At 40.8% G+C, this 21,135-nt stretch carries 15 protein-coding genes and 1 tRNA gene; 9 read left to right on the top strand and 7 right to left on the bottom strand.

All coding sequences use genetic code 11. The features are described from left to right. Window position 1: 1 nt before the first annotated feature. From BDD43_RS11390 to BDD43_RS11405, 4 genes are all read right to left on the bottom strand, one after another. Window positions 2-1,003, bottom strand: coding sequence for a TRAFAC clade GTPase domain-containing protein (locus BDD43_RS11390; RefSeq protein ID WP_121197785.1), 1,002 nt, complete (start codon window positions 1,001-1,003; stop codon window positions 2-4). Further along, window positions 1,003-2,028 carry a GTPase-associated system all-helical protein GASH gene (locus BDD43_RS11395; RefSeq protein WP_121197786.1) on the bottom strand — a complete coding sequence of 342 codons (1,026 nt, stop codon included), beginning with the start codon at window positions 2,026-2,028 and terminating at the stop codon, window positions 1,003-1,005. Before BDD43_RS11395 ends, BDD43_RS11390 begins: the two co-directional genes overlap by 1 nt. Window position 2,029: 1 nt before the next feature. Continuing rightward, entirely contained in the window at window positions 2,030-3,352 is a 1,323-nt protein-coding gene (locus tag BDD43_RS11400) for a metallophosphoesterase (protein ID WP_121197787.1), read from the bottom strand. Window positions 3,353-3,877: 525 nt separating this feature from the next. After that, window positions 3,878-3,951 (bottom strand) — tRNA-Met (locus tag BDD43_RS11405). A gap of 467 nt (window positions 3,952-4,418) precedes the next feature. Here BDD43_RS11405 and BDD43_RS11410 point away from each other — a divergent pair. The 5 genes from BDD43_RS11410 to BDD43_RS11430 all read left to right on the top strand — a co-directional run bounded on the left by BDD43_RS11410 (window position 4,419) and on the right by BDD43_RS11430 (window position 10,794). Next, a complete protein-coding gene (locus BDD43_RS11410; protein WP_121197788.1) occupies window positions 4,419-7,361 on the top strand; it encodes a sensor histidine kinase in 2,943 nt (980 codons plus the stop codon). A 56-nt stretch (window positions 7,362-7,417) separates the two neighbouring features. Beyond that, window positions 7,418-8,056, top strand: coding sequence for a response regulator transcription factor (locus BDD43_RS11415; protein WP_121197789.1), 639 nt, complete (start codon window positions 7,418-7,420; stop codon window positions 8,054-8,056). 230 nt (window positions 8,057-8,286) lie between these two features. Continuing rightward, window positions 8,287-9,258: a hypothetical protein gene (locus tag BDD43_RS11420; protein ID WP_147425621.1), complete on the top strand. Its 972-nt coding sequence runs from the start codon at window positions 8,287-8,289 to the stop codon at window positions 9,256-9,258. Between the two features lie 47 nt (window positions 9,259-9,305). Next, the gene (locus tag BDD43_RS11425) at window positions 9,306-9,920 is read left to right on the top strand and encodes a hypothetical protein (protein ID WP_121197791.1); all 615 of its coding nucleotides are present in this window, start codon (window positions 9,306-9,308) and stop codon (window positions 9,918-9,920) included. A 34-nt stretch (window positions 9,921-9,954) separates the two neighbouring features. After that, entirely contained in the window at window positions 9,955-10,794 is an 840-nt protein-coding gene (locus tag BDD43_RS11430) for a hypothetical protein (RefSeq protein ID WP_121197792.1), read from the top strand. 40 nt (window positions 10,795-10,834) lie between these two features. Here BDD43_RS11430 and BDD43_RS11435 read toward each other — a convergent pair whose 3' ends face one another. After that, window positions 10,835-11,203: a phage integrase SAM-like domain-containing protein gene (locus BDD43_RS11435; RefSeq protein ID WP_121197793.1), complete on the bottom strand. Its 369-nt coding sequence runs from the start codon at window positions 11,201-11,203 to the stop codon at window positions 10,835-10,837. Between the two features lie 654 nt (window positions 11,204-11,857). Here BDD43_RS11435 and BDD43_RS11445 point away from each other — a divergent pair. The 3 genes from BDD43_RS11445 to BDD43_RS11455 all read left to right on the top strand — a co-directional run bounded on the left by BDD43_RS11445 (window position 11,858) and on the right by BDD43_RS11455 (window position 15,028). Further along, complete coding sequence (locus tag BDD43_RS11445; RefSeq protein ID WP_121197795.1) at window positions 11,858-12,238, top strand: START-like domain-containing protein; 381 nt, start codon at window positions 11,858-11,860, stop codon at window positions 12,236-12,238. A gap of 27 nt (window positions 12,239-12,265) precedes the next feature. Beyond that, entirely contained in the window at window positions 12,266-13,696 is a 1,431-nt protein-coding gene (locus BDD43_RS11450) for an LptF/LptG family permease (RefSeq protein ID WP_121197796.1), read from the top strand. 129 nt (window positions 13,697-13,825) lie between these two features. Then, on the top strand, window positions 13,826-15,028 hold the full coding sequence (locus tag BDD43_RS11455) for a bifunctional 3,4-dihydroxy-2-butanone-4-phosphate synthase/GTP cyclohydrolase II (RefSeq protein WP_121197797.1): 1,203 nt from the start codon (window positions 13,826-13,828) through the stop codon (window positions 15,026-15,028). Between the two features lie 170 nt (window positions 15,029-15,198). Here the strand turns inward: BDD43_RS11455 and BDD43_RS11460 are convergent, their stop codons facing one another. Next, the gene (locus BDD43_RS11460) at window positions 15,199-19,620 is read right to left on the bottom strand and encodes a translocation/assembly module TamB domain-containing protein (protein ID WP_121197798.1); all 4,422 of its coding nucleotides are present in this window, start codon (window positions 19,618-19,620) and stop codon (window positions 15,199-15,201) included. 77 nt (window positions 19,621-19,697) lie between these two features. On the opposite strand from BDD43_RS11460, the gene tsaD reads away from it, so the two are divergent. Then, window positions 19,698-20,702 carry a tRNA (adenosine(37)-N6)-threonylcarbamoyltransferase complex transferase subunit TsaD gene (tsaD, locus tag BDD43_RS11465; protein WP_121197799.1) on the top strand — a complete coding sequence of 335 codons (1,005 nt, stop codon included), beginning with the start codon at window positions 19,698-19,700 and terminating at the stop codon, window positions 20,700-20,702. On the opposite strand, the gene BDD43_RS11470 is transcribed toward tsaD, so the two are convergent. Next, window positions 20,699-21,115 (bottom strand): DUF4260 domain-containing protein, encoded by a 417-nt coding sequence (locus BDD43_RS11470; RefSeq protein WP_211339671.1) that lies wholly within the window; start codon window positions 21,113-21,115, stop codon window positions 20,699-20,701. The genes tsaD and BDD43_RS11470 overlap by 4 nt on opposite strands. Between the last annotated feature and the right edge of the window lie 20 nt (window positions 21,116-21,135).

Below are 21,135 nucleotides of genomic sequence, written 5' to 3' on the forward strand. Positions count from 1 at the left end.
CTTATCTATTATTTTGAAATTGTAATATATGGCGGGTTTCCTCTGAAATGTCCGCATTTGGCCAAAATTCCGAAATTGACGAGTTTCTCATCTTAGGCAGATCGGCAATTAACTCATCGATTCCGGACCCCGGAGGGACATTATCATTGCCTGAAAACGACGCAATTGGCGCAATCTTTATATCAAATCCGCTTGCTAGTGCTTGTAAAGGAGTTAGATACTCTGCTACATTAGCAACTTTGTCGCAGTGGGTAACTACTATGGTGATATCCGGTACCTTACCCTCCAAAAAGGTGCTGATTCTATTTATGAGCAAGCTTAACCTGTGAATAATATATTGTCGGGTGTTTATTTTTTCAATTTCCTCCGCATTAACAGTAATCCAAATTCTGTCCGCCGCCTTTAAAAACCCCAGCCTGTCAGTCCGGTTAGTTTCGATTAGGGTCGTTGTCCACTCACCAGGCAGATCAGTTAACAACAAATCCATTATTCCATTATCCTCAATCTGCTGAAGTCTCAGATGCAAATATCCGGCAATTCGCTCATCTTGTAATTCAGTATGTGCAGTCAGGTGTTCAGGAAGTTTGCCAATATTCCATCTTCTGGCACCCTTACTGATTTCTTCAAATGCCATAACTGATTTTGAATCCAAAAACCGAAACCCTTTCAATTTATCATGGGCAAGCAACAAATACAAACTAACTAAACTTGCTGTTTTTCCGGTGCCCGGTACACCCAGAATACCAATTATTTTGCAATAGCGACCACGGGTTATCTTTTTTGTATCATTAACTGTCAATGAAAGGCTTGACGATAACCGCTCCATTTCCACGGGAGCTGATAAAACAATTTCACCTCGTACACGAACAGTTGACGCAACCAGATCTGCTATAGAAGCCAACCTGTCCGGACAGGTTAGTGCATCGTTGTTTAAAACGCACTGACCAGTTTGCGAATACGTGCATTCCGGCTTTCGGCATATATTATCAAGCTCCTGATCCATTATTCAGCAAACTTATTGATGTTAACTAATGAAACTTCTACCAAAAGCCTGGAGGACCATTCGTTAATTCTCCGTTTGGTCGCAATTCCGGAAACCTCAATAGCACTGGTTATAAAACTGGTTACAGGAAGCATTTTTGGATACTTGGCTGCTTCCCCAGCGTTTAGTTCACGTTGAATATTCGTTAAATATTCTGCTAATTGTTCAAGAATTTCAGAACCGGTAAACTCAGCATTGTTTGCAATAGTTCGGCAAGCGAGATGTGTGTGCGCCAATGCAGGAAACCTTTTTAATAAACTGCCGATTTCTATGCTGCCGATTAAAGCGGATTGGGTATCATTTAGTTTAGTTATTTGCGTTTGACAAATTGCGCTCCAATTTCCCAACACCCACCAAAGAATATCAATTTCTTCACGGTCCAGTTGGGAGTTTATACGTAAGGCATCTATCAATTTGCCGTATGATGCTTCTGTGCTACCAATGTATCCAGCCCAGCTGTTATCGGAAGGAGCAACCAACTCGGGTCTTGTTTTTGTTTCTTTTCTATCCCGAGATGTCTTTGAAATATCGGTTGCAATTTTACTTGCGGTCGCTAATAATTCTTTTCTAAGCAATTCTAATTTTTCCTTATCTGCAATAGGCTGTTGAAATGACAACCCGCTCCAAAGCGCAATTGCCAAAATGTATTCAGGTGACGGCTTTTGCGAATAAGCTTTAACTTTTTCGATATGTTGGAGAGTTGCCAATAAAGTACAGGTGAGTAATTGCAATGATTCATCATCTGCTACAAACGACGTACTGCTTTTTTTCAACGGTGGGACGGCAACGCCACTCACGGTTTCATTTGGTGAACCGGAGTTTTCCAATGCTGTTAAAAGCCCATTCGCAAATTCAAAAATCTCTTTGGATGTTATTTTCTTTTTTATTGTTGCCTCTATTGCATTTATTGCAGTAATTCTTTTAGTCACAAAGTCGTCAGTCGGATTAGCTTCAAAAATTCGAATGTATTTTGGGATGTCTGCCATATTATTGTTGTTGTAAGATTTGGTTAATTTTTTCGTGAATCTGTTGAAGTTTGCCATCTTGAACCAGTTTGTCGAATACAGTTCGTTCAACACTATGCGTAAGCCGGTCTGTCCAATTTTGGGGGATCGCACCGAAATCGATTAAGACTGATAAGCGTTGCGCTCTCGACAAATCCCTAAAATATTTTAACAGGACCAACTGATATTCTTTTTCTTCCAAAACACCTCCTTCTTTGTCGACCATGGAAAATTCCATCGTTGAGGTTTCAAAAACTTTATTTTCTTCGATAGTATCGGGCTCTGAGGCCTTATCAGTGATTTTGACGGGTAACTTTTTAAAGTTAGGGCAATTCAAAACGTAAGTTTCAGAGCCGTTATTAAAATGGATATTATCTGCTGTAAATATTTTATTTTCATCGTCCCAGATACGGCCATGTATTTTCAGGACAAGGGAATCGTTATGTTCCTGCCAGCTAAACTCAAGGACATTATAACAATAGGTATAACCAGGGGTAGATCCGGGGGGAACCGCTGCCCCCGATGCCAACATTAACAGGTCTGCTTCATTATTCACCTTTTCACATTTATGAGAAGGCGTATGTTCATGGCCGGAAATAAATACCCGAGCCCTGCTTTTTATATATCGTTTAGCATCTTCAGAATCTTGAAGCCAATGCAGGGGATGGTGTGCGATCACGACGGTTTCTAACCCTGGTTCTATTGCGATAACCCTTTGCCTTTTCCCTAGTATTAGCCCGCCCTCTTCCGCTTCACTTTTTGAACAGATGAGCGCTGTGTTCACACCTAAAAACTTTATTCGCCTGCCCGGAGCAATTTCTACCTCTCTGTGTTTTTTTATTCTTCCATCATTGTCAAGAGGGCAATCATATCCTTCCGCGAATGCCCTATAGCCCTCAAATTGCTTATATAAAAATTCGCGGTCGTCATCGCTTTGCATATATTTATCTAATGCATCGTCGCCGTTTTTTATTATGTCGTCAATTGTCGTTTGGGTAATCGCGGTAATTTTTCCCCTGTCGACATCATGATTGCCTGGGACTACCTGAACAGCCGTAACCTCACATCCCACAGCCGCAGTAAGCCTATCCAGCCATTTCCCTGCTGCTTCATACTCTTTTGGTTTGCCAGCATAGGCAATGTCACCAGATATTATTACACCGTCGGCTTTACTATTATCTAACCCCATAACGTAATCTCGGGCATCGGATAAAATCTGCTCTTTGACGTCATCATGAATATACAAATCGCCACCTTTCTCCTGGCCGAAATGAATATCAGAAAGATGAATAAATATAAGTGACATCGGTTTGAATTGAAAATACTAAGTTATCAAATATATTAATGATAAATCGGTATTGCAATTTAGTGAAGTTCATTTGGCGCTGCATGTCGCTGACAAACCATCTCCGATGTAATTTTAATTGCGTTTTTTTAATTCATGGATGGCAGCTTGACGATCGAGCTTACGTCTTATACGTTCGATAAAAGTTCAGTTTTTTCCTAAAGTAGTTATTTCCGTATTTGCATATTTCGCCTCGAATTGCGAGACGCGTTAGTAAACTTCACTACGGCAATCATGAAACCGAAGGTGTATGAATATTAAATGAGCAGTATTGAACTGAAAACTGAACTTCATGAGGTCTATTCAAAATTCTTATTTCGCGATTTCTCGTTATCCTCAACTTGCAAGTAATCAATCTTTTACTAAATAGTGTTGCTTGAAGTTTGTATCTTTGAAATAGCAAGAGCAGCTATAGATTTTGTTAACAATATGTTAACAGAAATGAAAAAGCCTGCTACGATTTCTCGTAACAGGCTGGTTTTCAAGTAGCGGGGAGCAGGATCGAACTGCCGACCTTAGGGTTATGAATCCTACGCTCTAACCATCTGAGCTACCCCGCCGGGTTGTTTTTCTTGCTGGAAATTAGCTTTTTACGATTAATGCCGTAATTGGCTTTCTTCTTGCAATTTTTTTGGTTAATGGTGGCACCGTTTCGGTGCCGGAGCGCAAAGGTAAGAAACACCACCGTTATATTATAATCTTTTTGATTTTTGTTCTTCACTACCGGATTTCTTATCTTGAGGATGAAGTGAGATGTTTTGAATACCGGGCGTTTATTGTCCAGAATGCCAAGCCGGAAGCTATATTGACGTCAAAAAATCTAAAGTAGAACACGACTGGCAAACGGGCGTTTTTTAAACGATGGTTTGCTTCACGGTGCAAAAAAAGTATTTATTGGGGAATATCCGTTGAAAATGTTATATTTGGTTAAGTGGTTAAATTTGATTTTTTCTAAATAAATATACATAACAATATGTTTTAGTTTGCTTGCCAGGTATATCGCCTTATCAATATCAAACTGTAGTTTATGAAAGCATACTTGCCTAAATTATTTTGCATACTGATATTGTTGATTGGTATAAAGTTATCCGTTTACGCGCAATTCAATTTTACTGTTCAAAAAATTGATATGCCAAAGCCCTTTAGCCACGCATTCATAAAAAACGTTACGCGAGACGACCAGGGCTTTATCTATTTTACAACAAACCAGGGCATTTGGCGTTTTGATGGCACCGATGTAGAACCCTTTAACCTTCCGGATGCGAACCTGCCCCAGGGCACATTAATGTTCTCCCTTTTTAGCTATCAAAACAATATTTTTTTTAGTTATAAAAGTGATAAGAGCCTGGTTTATTGTTATGATAGGGTTAAACTCAAACTTTATAGCTGCCGCCTCACCAATTTTTCCAGTTACGCAATAAATCCATTTACACACCAAATGATTTTGTTTTCGGCACAAGGCGATGGTTTTTATTTGGACAAAGAACATTTGTTGAAACGCGTATACGACTTAAAGACCTATAAGGGATGGAACAAAAAAATTGGCGCCGAGAAATATTTATTTGACAAAAAGGGGAGGTTTTATATATTTTATCGCACAAACGTGGCCATTGTTGAAAATAAAATGCTCAGGCTTGGTAAGGGCGATTCTGTTTTGGTTAATGGACGCTATGAAGACAGGCCCCGTTATGATAAGAAAAGCTCTTATATAAACGGTGGATTTTATACCTCGAAATACCTTGTTGCTTTATATGCCAAAGGCTTTGTAATTTATGATAAAAATACCCTTAATAAAATATATGATTACCAAGATGAAGAGAAAGACGGTAATACTTTTGTACGCGCCTTCCCGGTAAGGGATAGCATTGTTGTAGTATACAAAGGCAAACCTGGCGGCTTGCAACTAGCCCCTGCACCCGGGGTGTTTAAAGTTTATACAGATATTTGCCCGTATTCGGAGTTAAAACAGGTGTGGGATGATAATTTAACAGGTGGCTATATTGCAAATACCGACGGCCATTTATATTTGCTATCCCCCGGAAACGCGTTGTCTGCCGATACCGCGCTCAGAAATTCGGTCGTTAAATTTTTCCTTGGCAAAAGCATCAGGGGCATTTACAGTAGCAACGGTCAATTTTATATAGGCACCTATCCGTTGCTATATGTTTTTAATAAACAGGGCTCCCAACAAAACAGTTTTATTGCCTATACCATACTGCCCTTTGATAACCATAATTTAATGATTGGGATTGAGGGCGGCCCAGGCTTTGCAACAATGGATACCCAAAATCAATTGGTTAACATGTTGCCTTATTCGGGCAAAGGAAACCTTAACGTTACTAAATTGTACAAATACAACAATGGTTTTATAGCGGGCATGCGTAGTTCATTGTTCAAAGTAAACAAAAATGCCGATGGCCAATGGCAGTATACGCCCTGGGTTAGCGATGTGCGTACAGGTGTTATTAGGGATATTGCATATATTAACAACCATTGGTGGGTAGCAGGCGAAGGGGGCTTGTTTAGGCTGGAGGGTACCAGATTCAAAAAAATATTAATAGATGTGCAAAATGATCTCCCTATTTATGCCATGCTGCCGGTAAAGGATGGCATATTGCTGGCAACATCGGGTAAGGGAATTATTAAAATAAACACCGAAGGGAAAAAACTACAGGAAATTAAATTTAATAACGGTTTAGCCGGCGATTTTGTGTATTCGCTTCTTAAAGTGGATAATTTGCTTTTTGCGGGTACTAATGGCGGGGTAAGTGTTTTTGATATGGGGTTAAATATGCAGGCCTTGCCCTACCCGGATGATGACCAATTTGCCGATTTATACACCCAGGAGTTTAATCATTCGGCTATATTTTATGATGCAGCAAGCAGGCAAGTAATTATGGGGGGCTTGCAAGGGCTTGTGTTTTTAGACGTTGACTATTACAAATCACTCAGGGGCAGTAAAAGCGACAGGGTAATATTATCTTATGTAAAAAAAGGTTCGAATGGGGGATTGCTGCCTCAAATTAACTTGTTTGCCGGCAGTGAAGATCAAATTACTGTTATGCCCAATCAAAATCTGGTTTCGCTTAAGTTTGCAGGCTCATTTAAGCAAAAAGACATGTTGTTTAGGATAAAGGAAATATCCGACGAATGGCGCAAAAGCAAATTATCAGATGAAATTAGTTTATACTCATTGCCGCCCGGCGATTATACTTTGCAAGCAAGGTTTGCGTCAAACACCGACCCAAAGTATTGGCTCATCAAAACTATTATAGTAAGACCAAGTTTTTACCAAACCTGGATATTTAAGGGCATGTTTGTAATAATAGCACTGCTAATAGTTTACCAGATATGGTTGTCGCGGGTGAAAAAAATAAAAAGAGAAATGGAGTTGCGCACCAGCATCGCCAGCGATTTGCACGACGAAATAGGTAGTACATTAACCCGCATATCATTAAGCAGCGAGCTGATGTATGTTAAACAAAAGCCCGATGAGGGCATTATACAACATATATCAAATGACAGTAAAAACGCTATCGCTTCCATATCCGACATTATATGGTCTGTTGATGCCCGTAACGACAATAAGGAAGACCTGATATCGCGGATGCAGGAACACATGCACAACATGCTTGAGGGCGTTGGCGAAGTTAAGTTTGAGATGGTGGGCCTTGAAAAAACAGGCACCTTACCGCAAATTATCAGGCAAAATATTTATCTTATTTTTAAGGAGGCCATTAATAATATTGTTCGGCACAATTATAAGCCGTGCGTTTGGGTAAGCCTCAATAACCAATCATCGGGCATGGTTATAAGTATTAAAAACACTATTGATGCTAAACCAAGATCGGCATACGGAGGGCAAGGCCTAAAAAACATGCAAATGAGGGCAAACAGGATTAAAGCCAGCTTAAACATAACCAATACCGAACAATATTTTTTAGTTACCATTAAAACCCGGCGGTGGTAGCATAATACCCCAAACATGTTATTTTATTGGCTTTTGTTTTTTATAACCTTTGTTTAATGGTGGTGAGCGTTTCAATAATTGAGGATGATGTACAAATAAGAGACAGCATTGTGCAGTTTTTGCAAATGCAGAACGAATTACTTATTGATACCGGCTTTGGCACCGTAAAGGATTTTTTGGAAAGCGGTTTGCCAGCACCCGATGTTTTGCTGCTTGATATTGAATTGCCTGGTATAAGCGGGCTTGAAGGTGCATTCATTATCAAACAAAAATTTCCGGAAATTAATATACTGATGCTTACCGTTTATGAGGACAAGGAGCTCATATTTAAGGCTTTACAGGCTGGCGCAACGGGTTATTTATTAAAAAGTATGCCTTTAGGTAAAATAAAAACATCAATACTTGAAGCTACCGCCGGTGGTGTGCCCATGAGCCCCATAGTTGCAAAAAAAGTGATAGCTTTTTTTGCAAGTAAGCCGCATGTAAATAATAATGAAACCAGCGAAAGTTTAACTAACCGCGAGGTTGAGGTGGCCCAACTGCTAATTAGGGGCGATACTTATAAACAAATTGCATACCAGCTATTTATTTCGCCCGACACGGTGAGGCAGCATATAAAAAATATTTACCGCAAGTTGCAAATTAACAGCCGGGTACAATTAATTAACGAGTTAAACAAAAGGGCAGCCACATAAGCTTAAACAAACCGACACCTGTATTTAGATTTGAACAGCCTGAATATGATTGATTAATACCCCCAGATATTTAAAAATTTTAGTTTAATTGTTTGATTTATAGCCGGTAACCCCGGCTTTTTTTGTGCGCTTTTATTATTTTATATAATAATATACCCCAAAGATGTTATAGCGGCGCTTTTGTGTTACAGGTAGCTTTGGCCAATAACATCAACCTATCCATAAACGTTATGATTAAAAAACAAATATTAACCGATGTAGGCCAGCATGATGAGTGGCTGGGTTCGGGCTATTTCAATTCGTTTCCCGGAAAGAAATTTTCAAATACAATCAAATTGAGGTTACTAAAGTGTAGGGCCATCTTCATTTTAGGCCTTACCTGTTTTTGCTCAAGTGTTGTTTTTGCTCAAGACACCTTTGAACATTCAATGGCACTTAAGTTTGATTCGCTGTTGAATAGCCAAAGTACAGCAAAGCATGCATCGGGTTCAGAGATAGTGCTTTACCCGGACGATGCACCGAGCAGCCTGATGTCGCCAACCGGTTTTGGTGGCAGTGGTACTTATATTTACGGTGGCATAGGCGGCACATACCCGGAATTGTATACCGATAATAAAGCCGATTTAATATTGTTTGGAGGCCTGTCTTTTGGAGACCCCGCAAAAATAGTAAACGTGGCAATTGGGGTAAACGTAACCGATGTACACCGTTTTAGTGATTTCTCGGCCAACTTAAATATCAGCCGCCAATTACCCCGCGGAAGCAGTATCTCAATAGGTACATACCAACTGTTATCAAACCCTAACCAAACAGATTCGGAGGGCAATACTTTTTATTTTGCCTTTGGCCATGCGGTACAATGGGCACGATCAAAAACACCGGGCCTATCGGCATTGAGTTATAGCATAGGCTTTGGCACGGGGCGTTTTTTATACAAGAGCCCAAACGATGTTGATGCCGGGAAAGGAAAATACGGAACGGCTGTTTTTTGCAATGTTTCGTACGAAATTATTCGCCACGTAAACTTAAATGCCGAATGGTATGGCACTAACATGGGCGTATCAGCCGGTATAAGACCGTTTAAAAACCCTCTTTCTATTTGTGTGGGAGTAGATAATTTAACCAAATATTCTGGCGATAAACCGAGTATGGTATTCACCATCGGTTATCCGCTATCGGTAAAAAGGTCAACCGCGAAGTGATTATAATGTATTTGCATACAATAGGTTCCAATTAATTAGAAATATATATGAGAAATATCATCTTTTTTTTATCACTCGCTTTTTTGTTGGCCGGTATAAAACCCGCCGCTGCACAAATTGGGCGTAACAATAATTCTGATTGGAAGGTACCCCCGCCAATTTCTCCGATACCGTTAAAAACTCCGCAGATAGCTGCAAGCGCTTTTATAAAGATGGATCCGCAGGTGTTAACCATTTTACCACCTATACCGCCTGTTGAGCCGTTAAGCGTACCCCATAAATTGGTGGAATCGGAACAATCATCAAGGGAAATGACCGAAGATAAAAAAGCTGAGGTAACGCCAAAAACTCCAACAAACCCATGTTGCTGCTGCTGCTGTTGCCCGCAAATGATAGTGAGAGGCCTACCAGCCAGGGTAATTACAAAAAGAAGGATATTGCCAAAGCCTCCGGTTGTAAAACACCGGTTAAAGAAACATTTGCTACCTAAACAAAAAATAAGCGGGCACGCCGTGTTAAAACCTAAAGTGGTTAAGCACCGGTTAACTAAACGCGTGGTTGTGAGGTATATTTATGTGAGAAGAGATTGTGCCTGTACGCCTGATACCGGCTCGTTGGTGCGGAATAAGCCAAGCAGTGGTGGTGGCAAATCACAGAAATAATTGATTAATTAAAAAGTCTCAAATCATCCTCAGAATGAAAAAATTAATGATAAATCAATACCAGGCAATTTTAATTGTACTGATGCTTTTAACTTGTTTTAAAACCAATGCGCAGCAAAAAATACTGAAAATACCCTTAAATGCCGGGAAAACCTATTTAAAGGTAACCGTAATTAAATCGGAAAGCCATTTGCAAAACGGGCAGGTTAAAATAAACATCAGTTCGGCAGCTACCGTTTCAAAAACCTATAAGATAGAAGCTGGTACAGGCGGGCTTTTTGATGTAACGGTTGTAACAAATAAAATAACCAATTCGATAGCTTCGGGCAACGACCAGTTTTATTTTGATTCGGACAGCGTTGTCAATTCAAAAAGTGTATTAGCCACTGCCATTGCCTCAACTGTTGGCAAGCCTTATGTGTTCCAAATTGATAGCGGTGGTGCAATTGCTTCTGTTAAAACCGATTACCCCAAAGCGGCAATAGATACCGTTTTTGGTTTTACGGGATTAGAGCAGGAAGATTTGTCTGTTGGAAAGAAGTTTCCGTTAATAGCCGATATCAGGTCACTAAAAAACTTGAAGATAGGTGAAAAATGGTCGGACCCTGCGCTTACCGCTAACGGCGAAACGGTAACCGAATTTTGGATACAAAGCCGTGCGGAAACGGTAACCACTATTGCATTTAGTAAAACAATTACCAACCTGGGTTTAAACACACAATCAACCGGTACTTATGTTGTTGATAATATCACCGGGGTAATTATGCAAAGGAAGGTACAAAATTTTACAACGGGGTACCAAACACTTAAAAACACATCATACGTTTCAAGCCGTAGCTCAACAATTACCGAAAATTGCAGCGTGGTAAACTAAATTACAAAGTATAGATAGATATAGAACTTATAAAGGCATTTCACAATATCAGAAAGCGGTTGAGCAACAAATAACGGGCGGCCTTAAAATTCCGCCTCCCATAAAGTGCTTTATAAAAAAACAGCACTTTGCTATATTGAGGTGGCAGGAGCGAAGATATTTTGAACCCCGGTTCAAATTTTACGTAAGAAAGAGAGAGAATATGTTCCCCCTTCTTGTCGAGGTTGCGGCCCGTGCGCAGGAACAGTGTATAACGGCGCAAATATTCAACTGTTATTTCCGGGAACGCCACCTGATCTGCGGCAAACTCATAAAAGCGTTTCAATTTGCTTTGATCGGACTTCCAAACATCGTAATTGCCTAAGCCTTTTTGTTCCCGGAGATAATTATCTGCTGCATCTTTGAGCAGTGCAGTTTAGCAACCGGCTTTGGCGATGGTGCTGGCTTTGGCTTGATGGCGTTTACGACATCTTCCGCAGAATAATGTTTTTTGTCCGTTTTAAATTCGAGTATTTTCTCGTTAATTTCTGCAAGCTTTTTTATCAATAAATTAGTGAGCCGCATATGTGGTGCGGATGCGATTTCTTTACTTGCTGTTTTAAGGCATCCCACAATTCACGGCAAGCGAGGCCGTTGCCTATAAACAGATAAGCCGGGATGCCGGTTTTTGATACTTTAATACCGATGAGAAATTTGCCGTTCTTGGCTTTACGGCTCCATTAATAATTTTTGCGGTTGCCATGTGGAAACATTTTAAGTGAATAAATTTGTTTCCACGCCTCGTTTAAAACGGTCGCATTTTGTTAACCATTCGGCTGGCTAAACCTGTGGTTTGATGGTGTTTTGAGGATTCGGAAATTTCTCAAAGAAATCATTTCCGTTCATTTTAGACCATGGCAATTCAAAATTTTCCAAATTATGAATCCTACGCTCCAACTATCTGAGCTAACCCCGCCGGGTAGACCCTTAAAAAAGGTTTGTTAATATATGAAAAATTCGTTTTCTTTAGAAAAAATGTTAACATTTACATACTTCACTATAAATAATACTATTGTAAACTCACATGTCGGAAAAGAAAAAATTTAGTATCGAGTACGAAATAAAGTCATCACCACGAATATTATATACTTTTTTGATTGAACCTAACGGCCTGGCCCAGTGGTTTGCCGACGATGTAAATGTACGCGAACAGGTTTATACTTTTACCTGGGACGATGAGGAGCAAAAGGCCAAACTGATGAGTTTTAAAGAAAATAAATCGGTAAAATTTAGGTGGCTTGATGATGAACCTCAGTGCTTTTTTGAAATGGAGATTCTGCAAGACGAGTTAACCAACGATGTTGCTCTCGGCGTTACCGATTTTGCTACCGAAGAGGCTATTGGCGACCGTAAGCTGATATGGGATAACCAGATACAATATTTGATAAGTGTATTGGGGGCTTAACAGTAAATAATTACTTATTTTTGCTTTGTGAAAAAAGTACATTTATTAATTTTGAAAGCTTTTATAAGGCCGTTTATTGTAACCTTTTTCATCGTAATGTTTGTGTTGCTGATGCTGTTTCTATGGAAATACATCGACGATTTAATTGGCAAGGGCTTTGAATGGTATACCATACTCGACCTCATGATGTATGCCTCGGCCACAAACGTGGCTATGGCACTGCCGCTTTCGGTGCTGCTTTCTTCTATCATGACTTACGGCACGCTGGGCGAAAACTATGAACTGGTGGCCATTAAATCGGCTGGAATTTCGCTCGGCCGCGCTTTGTACCCCATGATTATTGTAGTGATAGTCCTCAGCATATCGGCATTCGTTTTTTCGGATTATATGCTGCCCGTTGCAAACCTTAAATTTTACTCGCTTTTGTATGATGCCCGCAAGCAAAAATCGGCTTCGCTGGTTAAGGAAGGTGTTTTTAACAATAGCTTCCCCGGCTATACAATCCGCGTACAGCGTAAAGACCCTGATGGGCAATTGCTGCATGGTATCATGATTTTTGAAAAGCCTGTTAATGGCAATGGTAGCAACAATGTTATTTTTGCGCAGGAAGGCCGTATGTTTAGGTCGGCGGATAACACAAAATTGGTGCTTAAGCTAAAAAACGGTATACGGTATGAGGAAACCAGCGGTAACACAGGGTACAACCCAAGGCAGGTGTTAACCCGGATGCGTTTTAAGGAAACCGAAACCAAACTTAGTTTAGATGGCTTTACAATTAAGCGAACGCCCGAAAATGATTTTAGGAGCAGCTTTTTGATGTTAAGCTCAAGCCAGCTTGTTCACCAGCACGATTCGGTTTCTAAAAGTGTAGTGCGCGATCAAGCACAGAATCTGCCTTCTATTATTCCGTATATTAAGTATATGAGTATGCCTCATAAATATACAAAGCCAATACCTGTTTTTACGCGCCCAAGGTTATTAGCTACAGTGGGCGGCAGCTATGCTAAGCAATTAGCGGCGTTAAATAATGCCATGACGGAGGCTAAAGCTATAAAAGATTATAACAACCCGCGTACAGCTACCTATCTGGACAAGCTAAGTACTTTGCGCAGGTACCTGGTAGAGTATCAAAGAAAGTTTACCCTTTCGGCGGCTTGTTTGGTGCTGTTTTTAATTGGGGCACCATTGGGGGCTATCATTCGTAAAGGGGGGCTGGGCTTGCCGGTGGTTATATCGGTTATATTTTTCCTCATTTACTATATCATCTCAACCATAGGCGAAAAATCTGCCAAGGATGGTAGTTTGTCGCCATTTATAGGCACCTGGATTTCGATATTGATACTAACGCCTATCGGCTTATTTCTGTCGTACAAGGCCGCTAACGATTCGGTATTGTTTGATTTAGAAATATATAGACGCTTTTTTGCCAGCCTGTTCAAGAAAAAGGAATCCCAATAACAACCACATAAATTGATTTTACAATAGGCCGACCCGTTAATTTGCTTTACTCATTAACTTTGTTGCCATAGTTTACGTATTGTGTTAGGTAATTAATGCTGTACACCAATTTATTTACACTTACACCCCATGTTAAATACCATAACAGAAGCAATTGAAGATATAAAAGACGGTAAAATTATTATTGTTGTTGATGATGATGACCGCGAAAACGAAGGCGATTTTTTAACTGCCGCACGCCATGCCACGCCCGAAGCCATAAATTTTATGGCTAAATATGGCCGGGGCCTTATTTGTGCGCCAATTACGGCAGCCCGTGCCAGGCAATTAGAACTGGGCCAAATGGTGAGCCATAATACAACATCGCACGAAACCAATTTTACGGTTTCGGTTGATTTGATTGCAGGTTGCACAACCGGAATATCGGCCACCGACCGCTCTAAAACTACCCTGGCACTGATAGACCCTGCAACTAAACCTGAGGATTTGGGAAGGCCCGGGCACATTTTCCCGCTGATTGCAAAAGACGGCGGCGTTTTACGCCGATCGGGCCATACCGAGGCCGCTGTTGATTTGGCCGCTATGGCGGGATTTGAGCCGGCAGGTTTAATTTGCGAAATAATGAAGGATGACGGCGAAATGGCCCGCCTGCCCGATTTGTTAGAGATGGCTAAGGAGTTTAACATGAAAATTGTTTCGGTTAAAGATTTGATCTCGTACCGTTTAGAACACGAAACCCTTATCCGCAAAGAAGTATCGGTAAAGTTGCCAACCGAATGGGGTGTTTTTGATATGGTTGCCTACACGCAACTTGATACCGGCGAAAACCACCTGGCTTTGGTAAAAGGAACGTGGGATAAGGACGAACCGGTTTTGGTACGGGTACATAGCTCGTGCGTTACAGGTGATATTTTTGGCTCATGCCGTTGCGATTGCGGCCCGCAATTGCACAAAGCCATGGAAATGATTGATAGAGAAGGCAAAGGTATTATAGTTTACATGAACCAGGAGGGCCGCGGTATTGGGCTTATTAATAAGCTAAAGGCCTATAACCTGCAAGAAAACGGTTTTGATACCGTTGAAGCCAACATTGAACTTGGTTTTAAAATGGACCAGCGCGATTACGGAATTGGCGCCCAGATATTAAGGAGCCTTAACGTTACCAAAATGCGTTTGATGACAAATAACCCTAAAAAACGTGCCGGGTTGGTAGGTTATGGTTTAGAGGTGGTAGAAAACGTGCCGATGGAAATTAAACCCAATCCGCATAATGTTAAGTACTTAGAAACCAAGCGCGATAAAATGGGACACGTTATTTTGATGAAGCATTAGTATTGAGTAGAGACAGTTGGAAGTCTTTAGTCGATAGTCAGAAGTCGGCAGTGGACGGTTTGGTTTTGGCTATTGAATAGATTTGTAGCCAATAACCCAATTCAAGGCACAGGGTTTCTTAATTTCTCAAGACTCCCGACTCAAGACTTCCGGCTCAAGCCTTCAAACCATTAATCGTCGTTTTTTTGGTCTATAGCGGCCGGGTCGCTTGTTGGTAATTTATTAGGAGCCTCTTTCTTTGTGGGAGAGGCTTTTTTGCGAAATATGCTTCTAAAAAATTCGCCAAAAGTGTCAAAATCCCGTCGGTAAACTAAGCCCAGGCCATTAACATATTGTACAGCCAATTGCTGGTTAATGGTGTTTAACGTAGTGCTGTTTAATACGCGGTATGAGTATGTGCCTAAAAGGCTTCCGTCTTTTTTAATGAGGTATTGCACGCCAAAATCTTTGGTAAAGTTGTTAAAGTTTGAGTTAACATTTTGGTTGCCAAATAATTCGTTACTGCCCTGGGCATCGTACAAACTGCCATTAATTAAAAGGCGATCGTTAAAAAAGTGAAGCGAGGCACTGTAATCGGTAGTGGAGCGGATGTTAACATCAAAGTATTTGATGTTTGATTGTGCAATAAAACTATTGAGCTTATTAAAAGCAAATTCGCTGAGGGCCGATTGTGCCGTTTGCCCAACCTGGCTGGTTAAATTGTTACCGCTTGCACCCGACGAAAAAGTACGGCGCACAATTAAGCTCAGGGCTTGTTGGGTACGGTTTGTGGGGTCGTTTAAGTAAGTGCCCAGTTCATCTTTAATTGATGGATCGGTAGGGAAGTTAAAGTCGAAATCAAACTGCGGCTGTGCAAGCGTTTTGGTTAGCTTCAATTCGGCCTGTACAAGCTCCTGCTGGTTCTCTTTTGGCGATTGAAGGCCTGCAGCCTGGTAAAGCGATGCAATGTTGGTACGCACCTCGTATATGGCCTGTAAATCAATAAGGGCGTTGGCCGGGTTGCCCGTCCAACGGATGGTGCCGCCCTGGTTAACGGTAAAGTTTTTGGTAATAAAATCTTTAGCGGTGAACTCAAACTTACCTGTTGATATTACAAAATCGCCAAACATATCAAAATCGCCCAGGCTATTAATTTTAAGCTGCAAGTTATTAGCGGTTCCGCTGCCGGTAAGCAAGCCATAGTCGGTATAAATTTTAACAGTTGTTTTCTCGTCTGCCGATAGGTCGAAGTTTAGGGTAACACCTTTAAATGCATTTTCGTGCTTTATATATTTGCTAGTATCTTTTGAGCTTACAAATTGTATAAAATCGTAATCGGCGGCCTTGCTTGATGTGTTAAGCGGGATGTTAAATATTGTACCTGCTTCGGTTTTGGCCTTAATATCTATCTGCATATTATCAATAGGGCCAACAAAGCTAAAATTGCCGGTGCCGTAAGCAATACCGTAGTACAGGCGGTTATCTTTAAAAGTGGTATTTAAGGCAAGCAGGTTTTCGGCATCCAGGCTTACATCCAGTTCGGGGTTTGATATATCGGTTAAATCAACAGTACCGTTGGCGGTTCCCTTGCCTCCGCGGCTATCGCGCAGCACCAAATCGTTAATATTAACTACACTGTTTTCTACAGTTACCTTGTCATTAATAACATAAGGGGTTTTTAGGTAATTTACCGTTACGCCTGTATTTACAAAAGTAAGGCTGCCGTTTAGTTGTGGTTTTGATAGGGTACCGGTGAGTTTAATATCTGATGATATGGTACCTTTTAAATCAGACACCAGATCTTTTACAAATGGATCTAAAATAATGGCCTCGGTTTGGTTCATCTTGAGGTTAAAATCAAGGCTGTTATCGGCTGCAGCCAAATGGTACTGGCCACTGGCATTCAGGGTTTCCAGGCCGCGGTTGATGATGTTGAATTTGGTGTCGAGCAGGTCGTTTTGGCTATCAAGCTTTGTTGCAAATTTGATGTCGCCTATTAGGGTTTTGTTGAAGGATAGGGTATCAATATTTAGGTTTGACTCAAACCCTGGTTTATTGGTTAACGACGACAGTTTAATATCGCCGTTAAGGGTGCCTTTGAGCCTGATGCCGAATGATTTGCTTAACTGGTTAAGCGTACTCATGTTAAAGGTGTTGAAGTTGATATTTAAAATATCTGCTGCGTTGGGCGATATAAAACCATCTATGGTAACCTTTTGCAAACCGTTTGATATGCCTAAACCATTAATCTGCGTTCGGCCACCGTTAAAAAAATTAATGTTAACCTGGTCTTGCAGTTTCCAAACCTTGCGCTCCAATATAATGTCCGACGGGAGTAACTTTAAACTTGCCGTAGTATCTTTAGCAAACTGCACCAGGCCATACAAATCCAACTGGTTGGTTGAGTTTTTATCGGATAGTTTGATGTTGAAGTTAAGGCTATCGCGCTTTAAAAAGTTTGATATGTTAATGTCTTTAATAAAAAGGCTATCTGTAATATCAACTTTACTGAGCGCTAAGTTGAGGTCGAGCATATCGTCGCTGGTGCTTTCGTCAATAATTAAATCGTGAAACACCATTTTGTTAAATTTAAAACTCTTTACGCCCCCGGTAAGTATGGCCGTTTTATCAACCGAATTAAACTTGCCAAAAAAATTGGCCGTATCGGTTAGTTTGAGGTGTGGTACAAACATCAAGCTTACGGCATCAAGGTTTTTAACCTTGAGCCTAAATTCAAAATTTTGAGGTTTGGGCGTAACTATCTCCGTTTTTAACGATGGGATATATTTTTTTGCGATGGTTTTAAAGTACGATGGCAGGGTGCCTAAATCATAATCGCCTTTTAAGGTACCTTCCGCTATGTCGGATTTTAGGGTTAACACCCTGGCATTTTGCAGGCCCCTTGCCGCAAAATAAATAGAATCTACCTGTGCCTTTTGGCTCCCTTTTTGCAATTTTAATTCGCGCAGCAAAATACTACCGTCAATATTATTAATGTTGCTGCCGGTAAAATTGCTGGTTATTTTTACATCAATATCAGCAGTATCCGGGTAAAGTTTAAGCTCTTTTAACTTAGCACCTTTTATATCGGCAGTAAAGTTAAATTGTGGCAAAGTACCGTTAAGGTTTACATCGCCGGCAAAATTGAGGTTAATATTATGGTCGTTTACTAAAACCTTACCGTCAAACTTTTTATTCACAAAGGTGCCGTTCACGGCAAGGTTGTTGTAGCGGTAGCCTTTAAAATCAAAATAGGTTATTTTGGCATCCAGTTGCTCGGTTAACTGTTTAATATCGGTGCCCCGGCCCTTAACGTTGGCCGATAGGGTAGTGCGGCCCAAAATATCCTGATCCAGCAGTTGGGCCAGGTTAAAATCGTAAGTTTTAATTTTGCCGCTGTAGCTTGGCACATTAGCCTTATCAAGCTTTAAGTTTATATCCGAAGTAAACCTGCCCAGTTTGGTTTTAAATTCGCCATAGGCAATAAAGTCATTCTGAAAACCGGTAAACTGCCCTTTGAAATTGATGTTGCCAAATTTGGCAATAACTGCCGGTACATGCCTGTTTTTTTGCCCCGTGAAACGGCTGTAAAGTAAATCGATATCTTTTTTGTTGGTGGCAATTTGGTCAAACTTAAGTTCTAAAAAGGTTTTATCCCAATGCGGCAGGCCTTTAAGGTTAAAATCGCCTTTAATGTAAGTGGCCTGGCCGGCAGTAACGGTTAAATCTTTAGCTTTTAAGTTGTTAACCAGGCCCTTTATGCGGCCATTTACGCCCAAATCAAAAAATACGTGGGTTAGGCTATTGGTAAAGTAGCTCACATCCAGAGATGATATTTGCGAATCCTTAAAATCGGCATCCATGTTAACCCGGTTCTCAAAATCGTCAAAATCACCAAAGTGCTCAAACTTCATGCGGAAATAGTTTTTTACGTTTGAGTGGTTGGTTTGGATAAACAGTTGTTTGAGTAAAATTTGGTTGGTATCAATAGTAGCGTTGGCAACAAAGTGTTTAACGTGCAGGCCGCTTTTCTCGTTCAACGATAAATCGTGAATATCGGCTTTAAAAAGGTGGTTCTTTAAGTCAATTCCGGTTAAAACCGTGGTGAAGTTTTTTACATCAACATCGTTAAAATTAACCTGCGCGCCGCTTACCTCGTTACTTAAATAGTTTTTGTAACGGAAGTGGAAGTTATTGAGGGCCAGCTTTTCGAAGGTGATTGTCCAGGGTTGGCCCTTGGTTTTAATGGTATCTTTTGATTTAAAATGATTAATGATGAACGACAGATTGGTTGAGCTATCTTTTAGCTTTTTGAGATAAAAGGAGCCGTTATCTAACTGTATCAAATTAAAATCGATAACCTTTTTTTTGATGCTTGTAAAAATATGAAAGTTAGCCAGTTGAACGGTGAGGTTGGGGGTACTTAGCAAGGTGTCTTTCTGCTGATCGAGTACGATCAGATCTTCTAACACAACCGACGAAAATGGCTTAATGTACAGGCTTTTGATGGATACCGTGGTACCTAACTCTTTAGAGAGGTATGCGGTTGCCTTTTTTGCCGCCCAGGTTTGTACCGGTTTAAACTGCAAAGCCAGTATAAGCGTACTTATCATAACAATAAGTACCAATACTATCCAGAGCGTTATTTTGAGTAGTTTTTTAATAACTTTGCGGAATTAAATTTTTTATTGTGCCTGTTATTTTAGGAATAGAATCTTCGTGCGATGATACCTCGGCTGCAATTTGTGTTGATGGTGTGATGTTAAGCAATGTTATTGCAAATCAAACCATTCATGCGGCTTATGGCGGCGTTGTGCCCGAACTGGCTTCACGCGTGCATCAGCAAAATATTATTCCGGCAGTACAGCAGGCATTAGTTAACGCAAAAGTAAGCAAAAATGATATTGATGCGGTAGCTTTTACGCGCGGACCCGGACTTTTAGGTTCGCTTTTGGTTGGCGTATCATTTGCCAAGGCATTTGCGCTGGCTCAAAATTTACCTTTAATAGAGGTTAATCATATGCAGGCGCACGTACTGGCACATTTTATTGACGAGCCTAAGCCCCGGTTTCCGTTTTTGTGTTTAACGGTTTCGGGCGGGCATACGCAAATAGTTTTGGTGAAAAGCTATTTCGACATGGAAATAGTTGGCCAAACTACCGATGATGCCGCCGGAGAGGCTATGGATAAAACCAGTAAGATATTAGGATTGCCTTATCCTGGCGGGCCGTTGATTGATAAACATGCGCGTTTAGGCAACCCCGACGCCTTTAAATTTCCGGAGCCTAATATCCCCGATCTTAATTTCAGCTTTAGCGGATTGAAAACATCCATACTCTATTTTATTCGCGACAACGTTGCTGCCGACCCAGACTTTTTACAAAACCGGATGAACGACATTTGTGCATCGGTAGAAAAACGTATTGTTACCATACTGCTCAACAAACTTAAAAAGGCTGCCTTGCTTTACGGTATTAAGGATGTTGCACTGGCCGGTGGCGTATCGGCCAATACCGGGTTGCGCCAGGGTTTAACCGATATGGGGCAGCAAATGGGTTGGAACTGCTTTATACCTGCTTTTCAATACTGTACCGATAATGCCGCTATGATTGCTATTGCCGGCTACCACAAATATTTGAACAACGATTTTGTGGGGCAAAACGTTGCGCCTTTAGCGCGAATGCCCTTTAGTTAAATGGCAGCCACGGGTTGCTTTTCTTTTTTCCAGCCCAGGTGTGTATGTTTAAAACTGTCGGGAAATTTAAGTCCATAATCCATTATCCTGTCAAACGAGGCATGGGCAAATAGCAATATGCCTATGGTGGTACATATATCGTTATGCAGGTAGTACCCCAAGGCGGCAACTACTAAAGCAACGCCACGGTGATGGAATAAGTTATACCAAAAGGCACCCGTTTTTTCGCCACGGATATAGCCTAACATTGAAATATCCGGACTTAAAAATAATGGAATCCATATCCAGATAGATAAACCCAGGTTATATTTTGTTAAAAAATAGACGGCTATGCCTGTTATTGCCACCTCTTCGGCACGGATAAGGTTTTGCATATAGCCTTGGTTTGCAGTTGGTTTATTTGCGTTGCTCATGATGTTTTGTTTTTATATAA

The organism is Mucilaginibacter gracilis, assembly GCF_003633615.1.
GTDB lineage: Bacteria > Bacteroidota > Bacteroidia > Sphingobacteriales > Sphingobacteriaceae > Mucilaginibacter > Mucilaginibacter gracilis.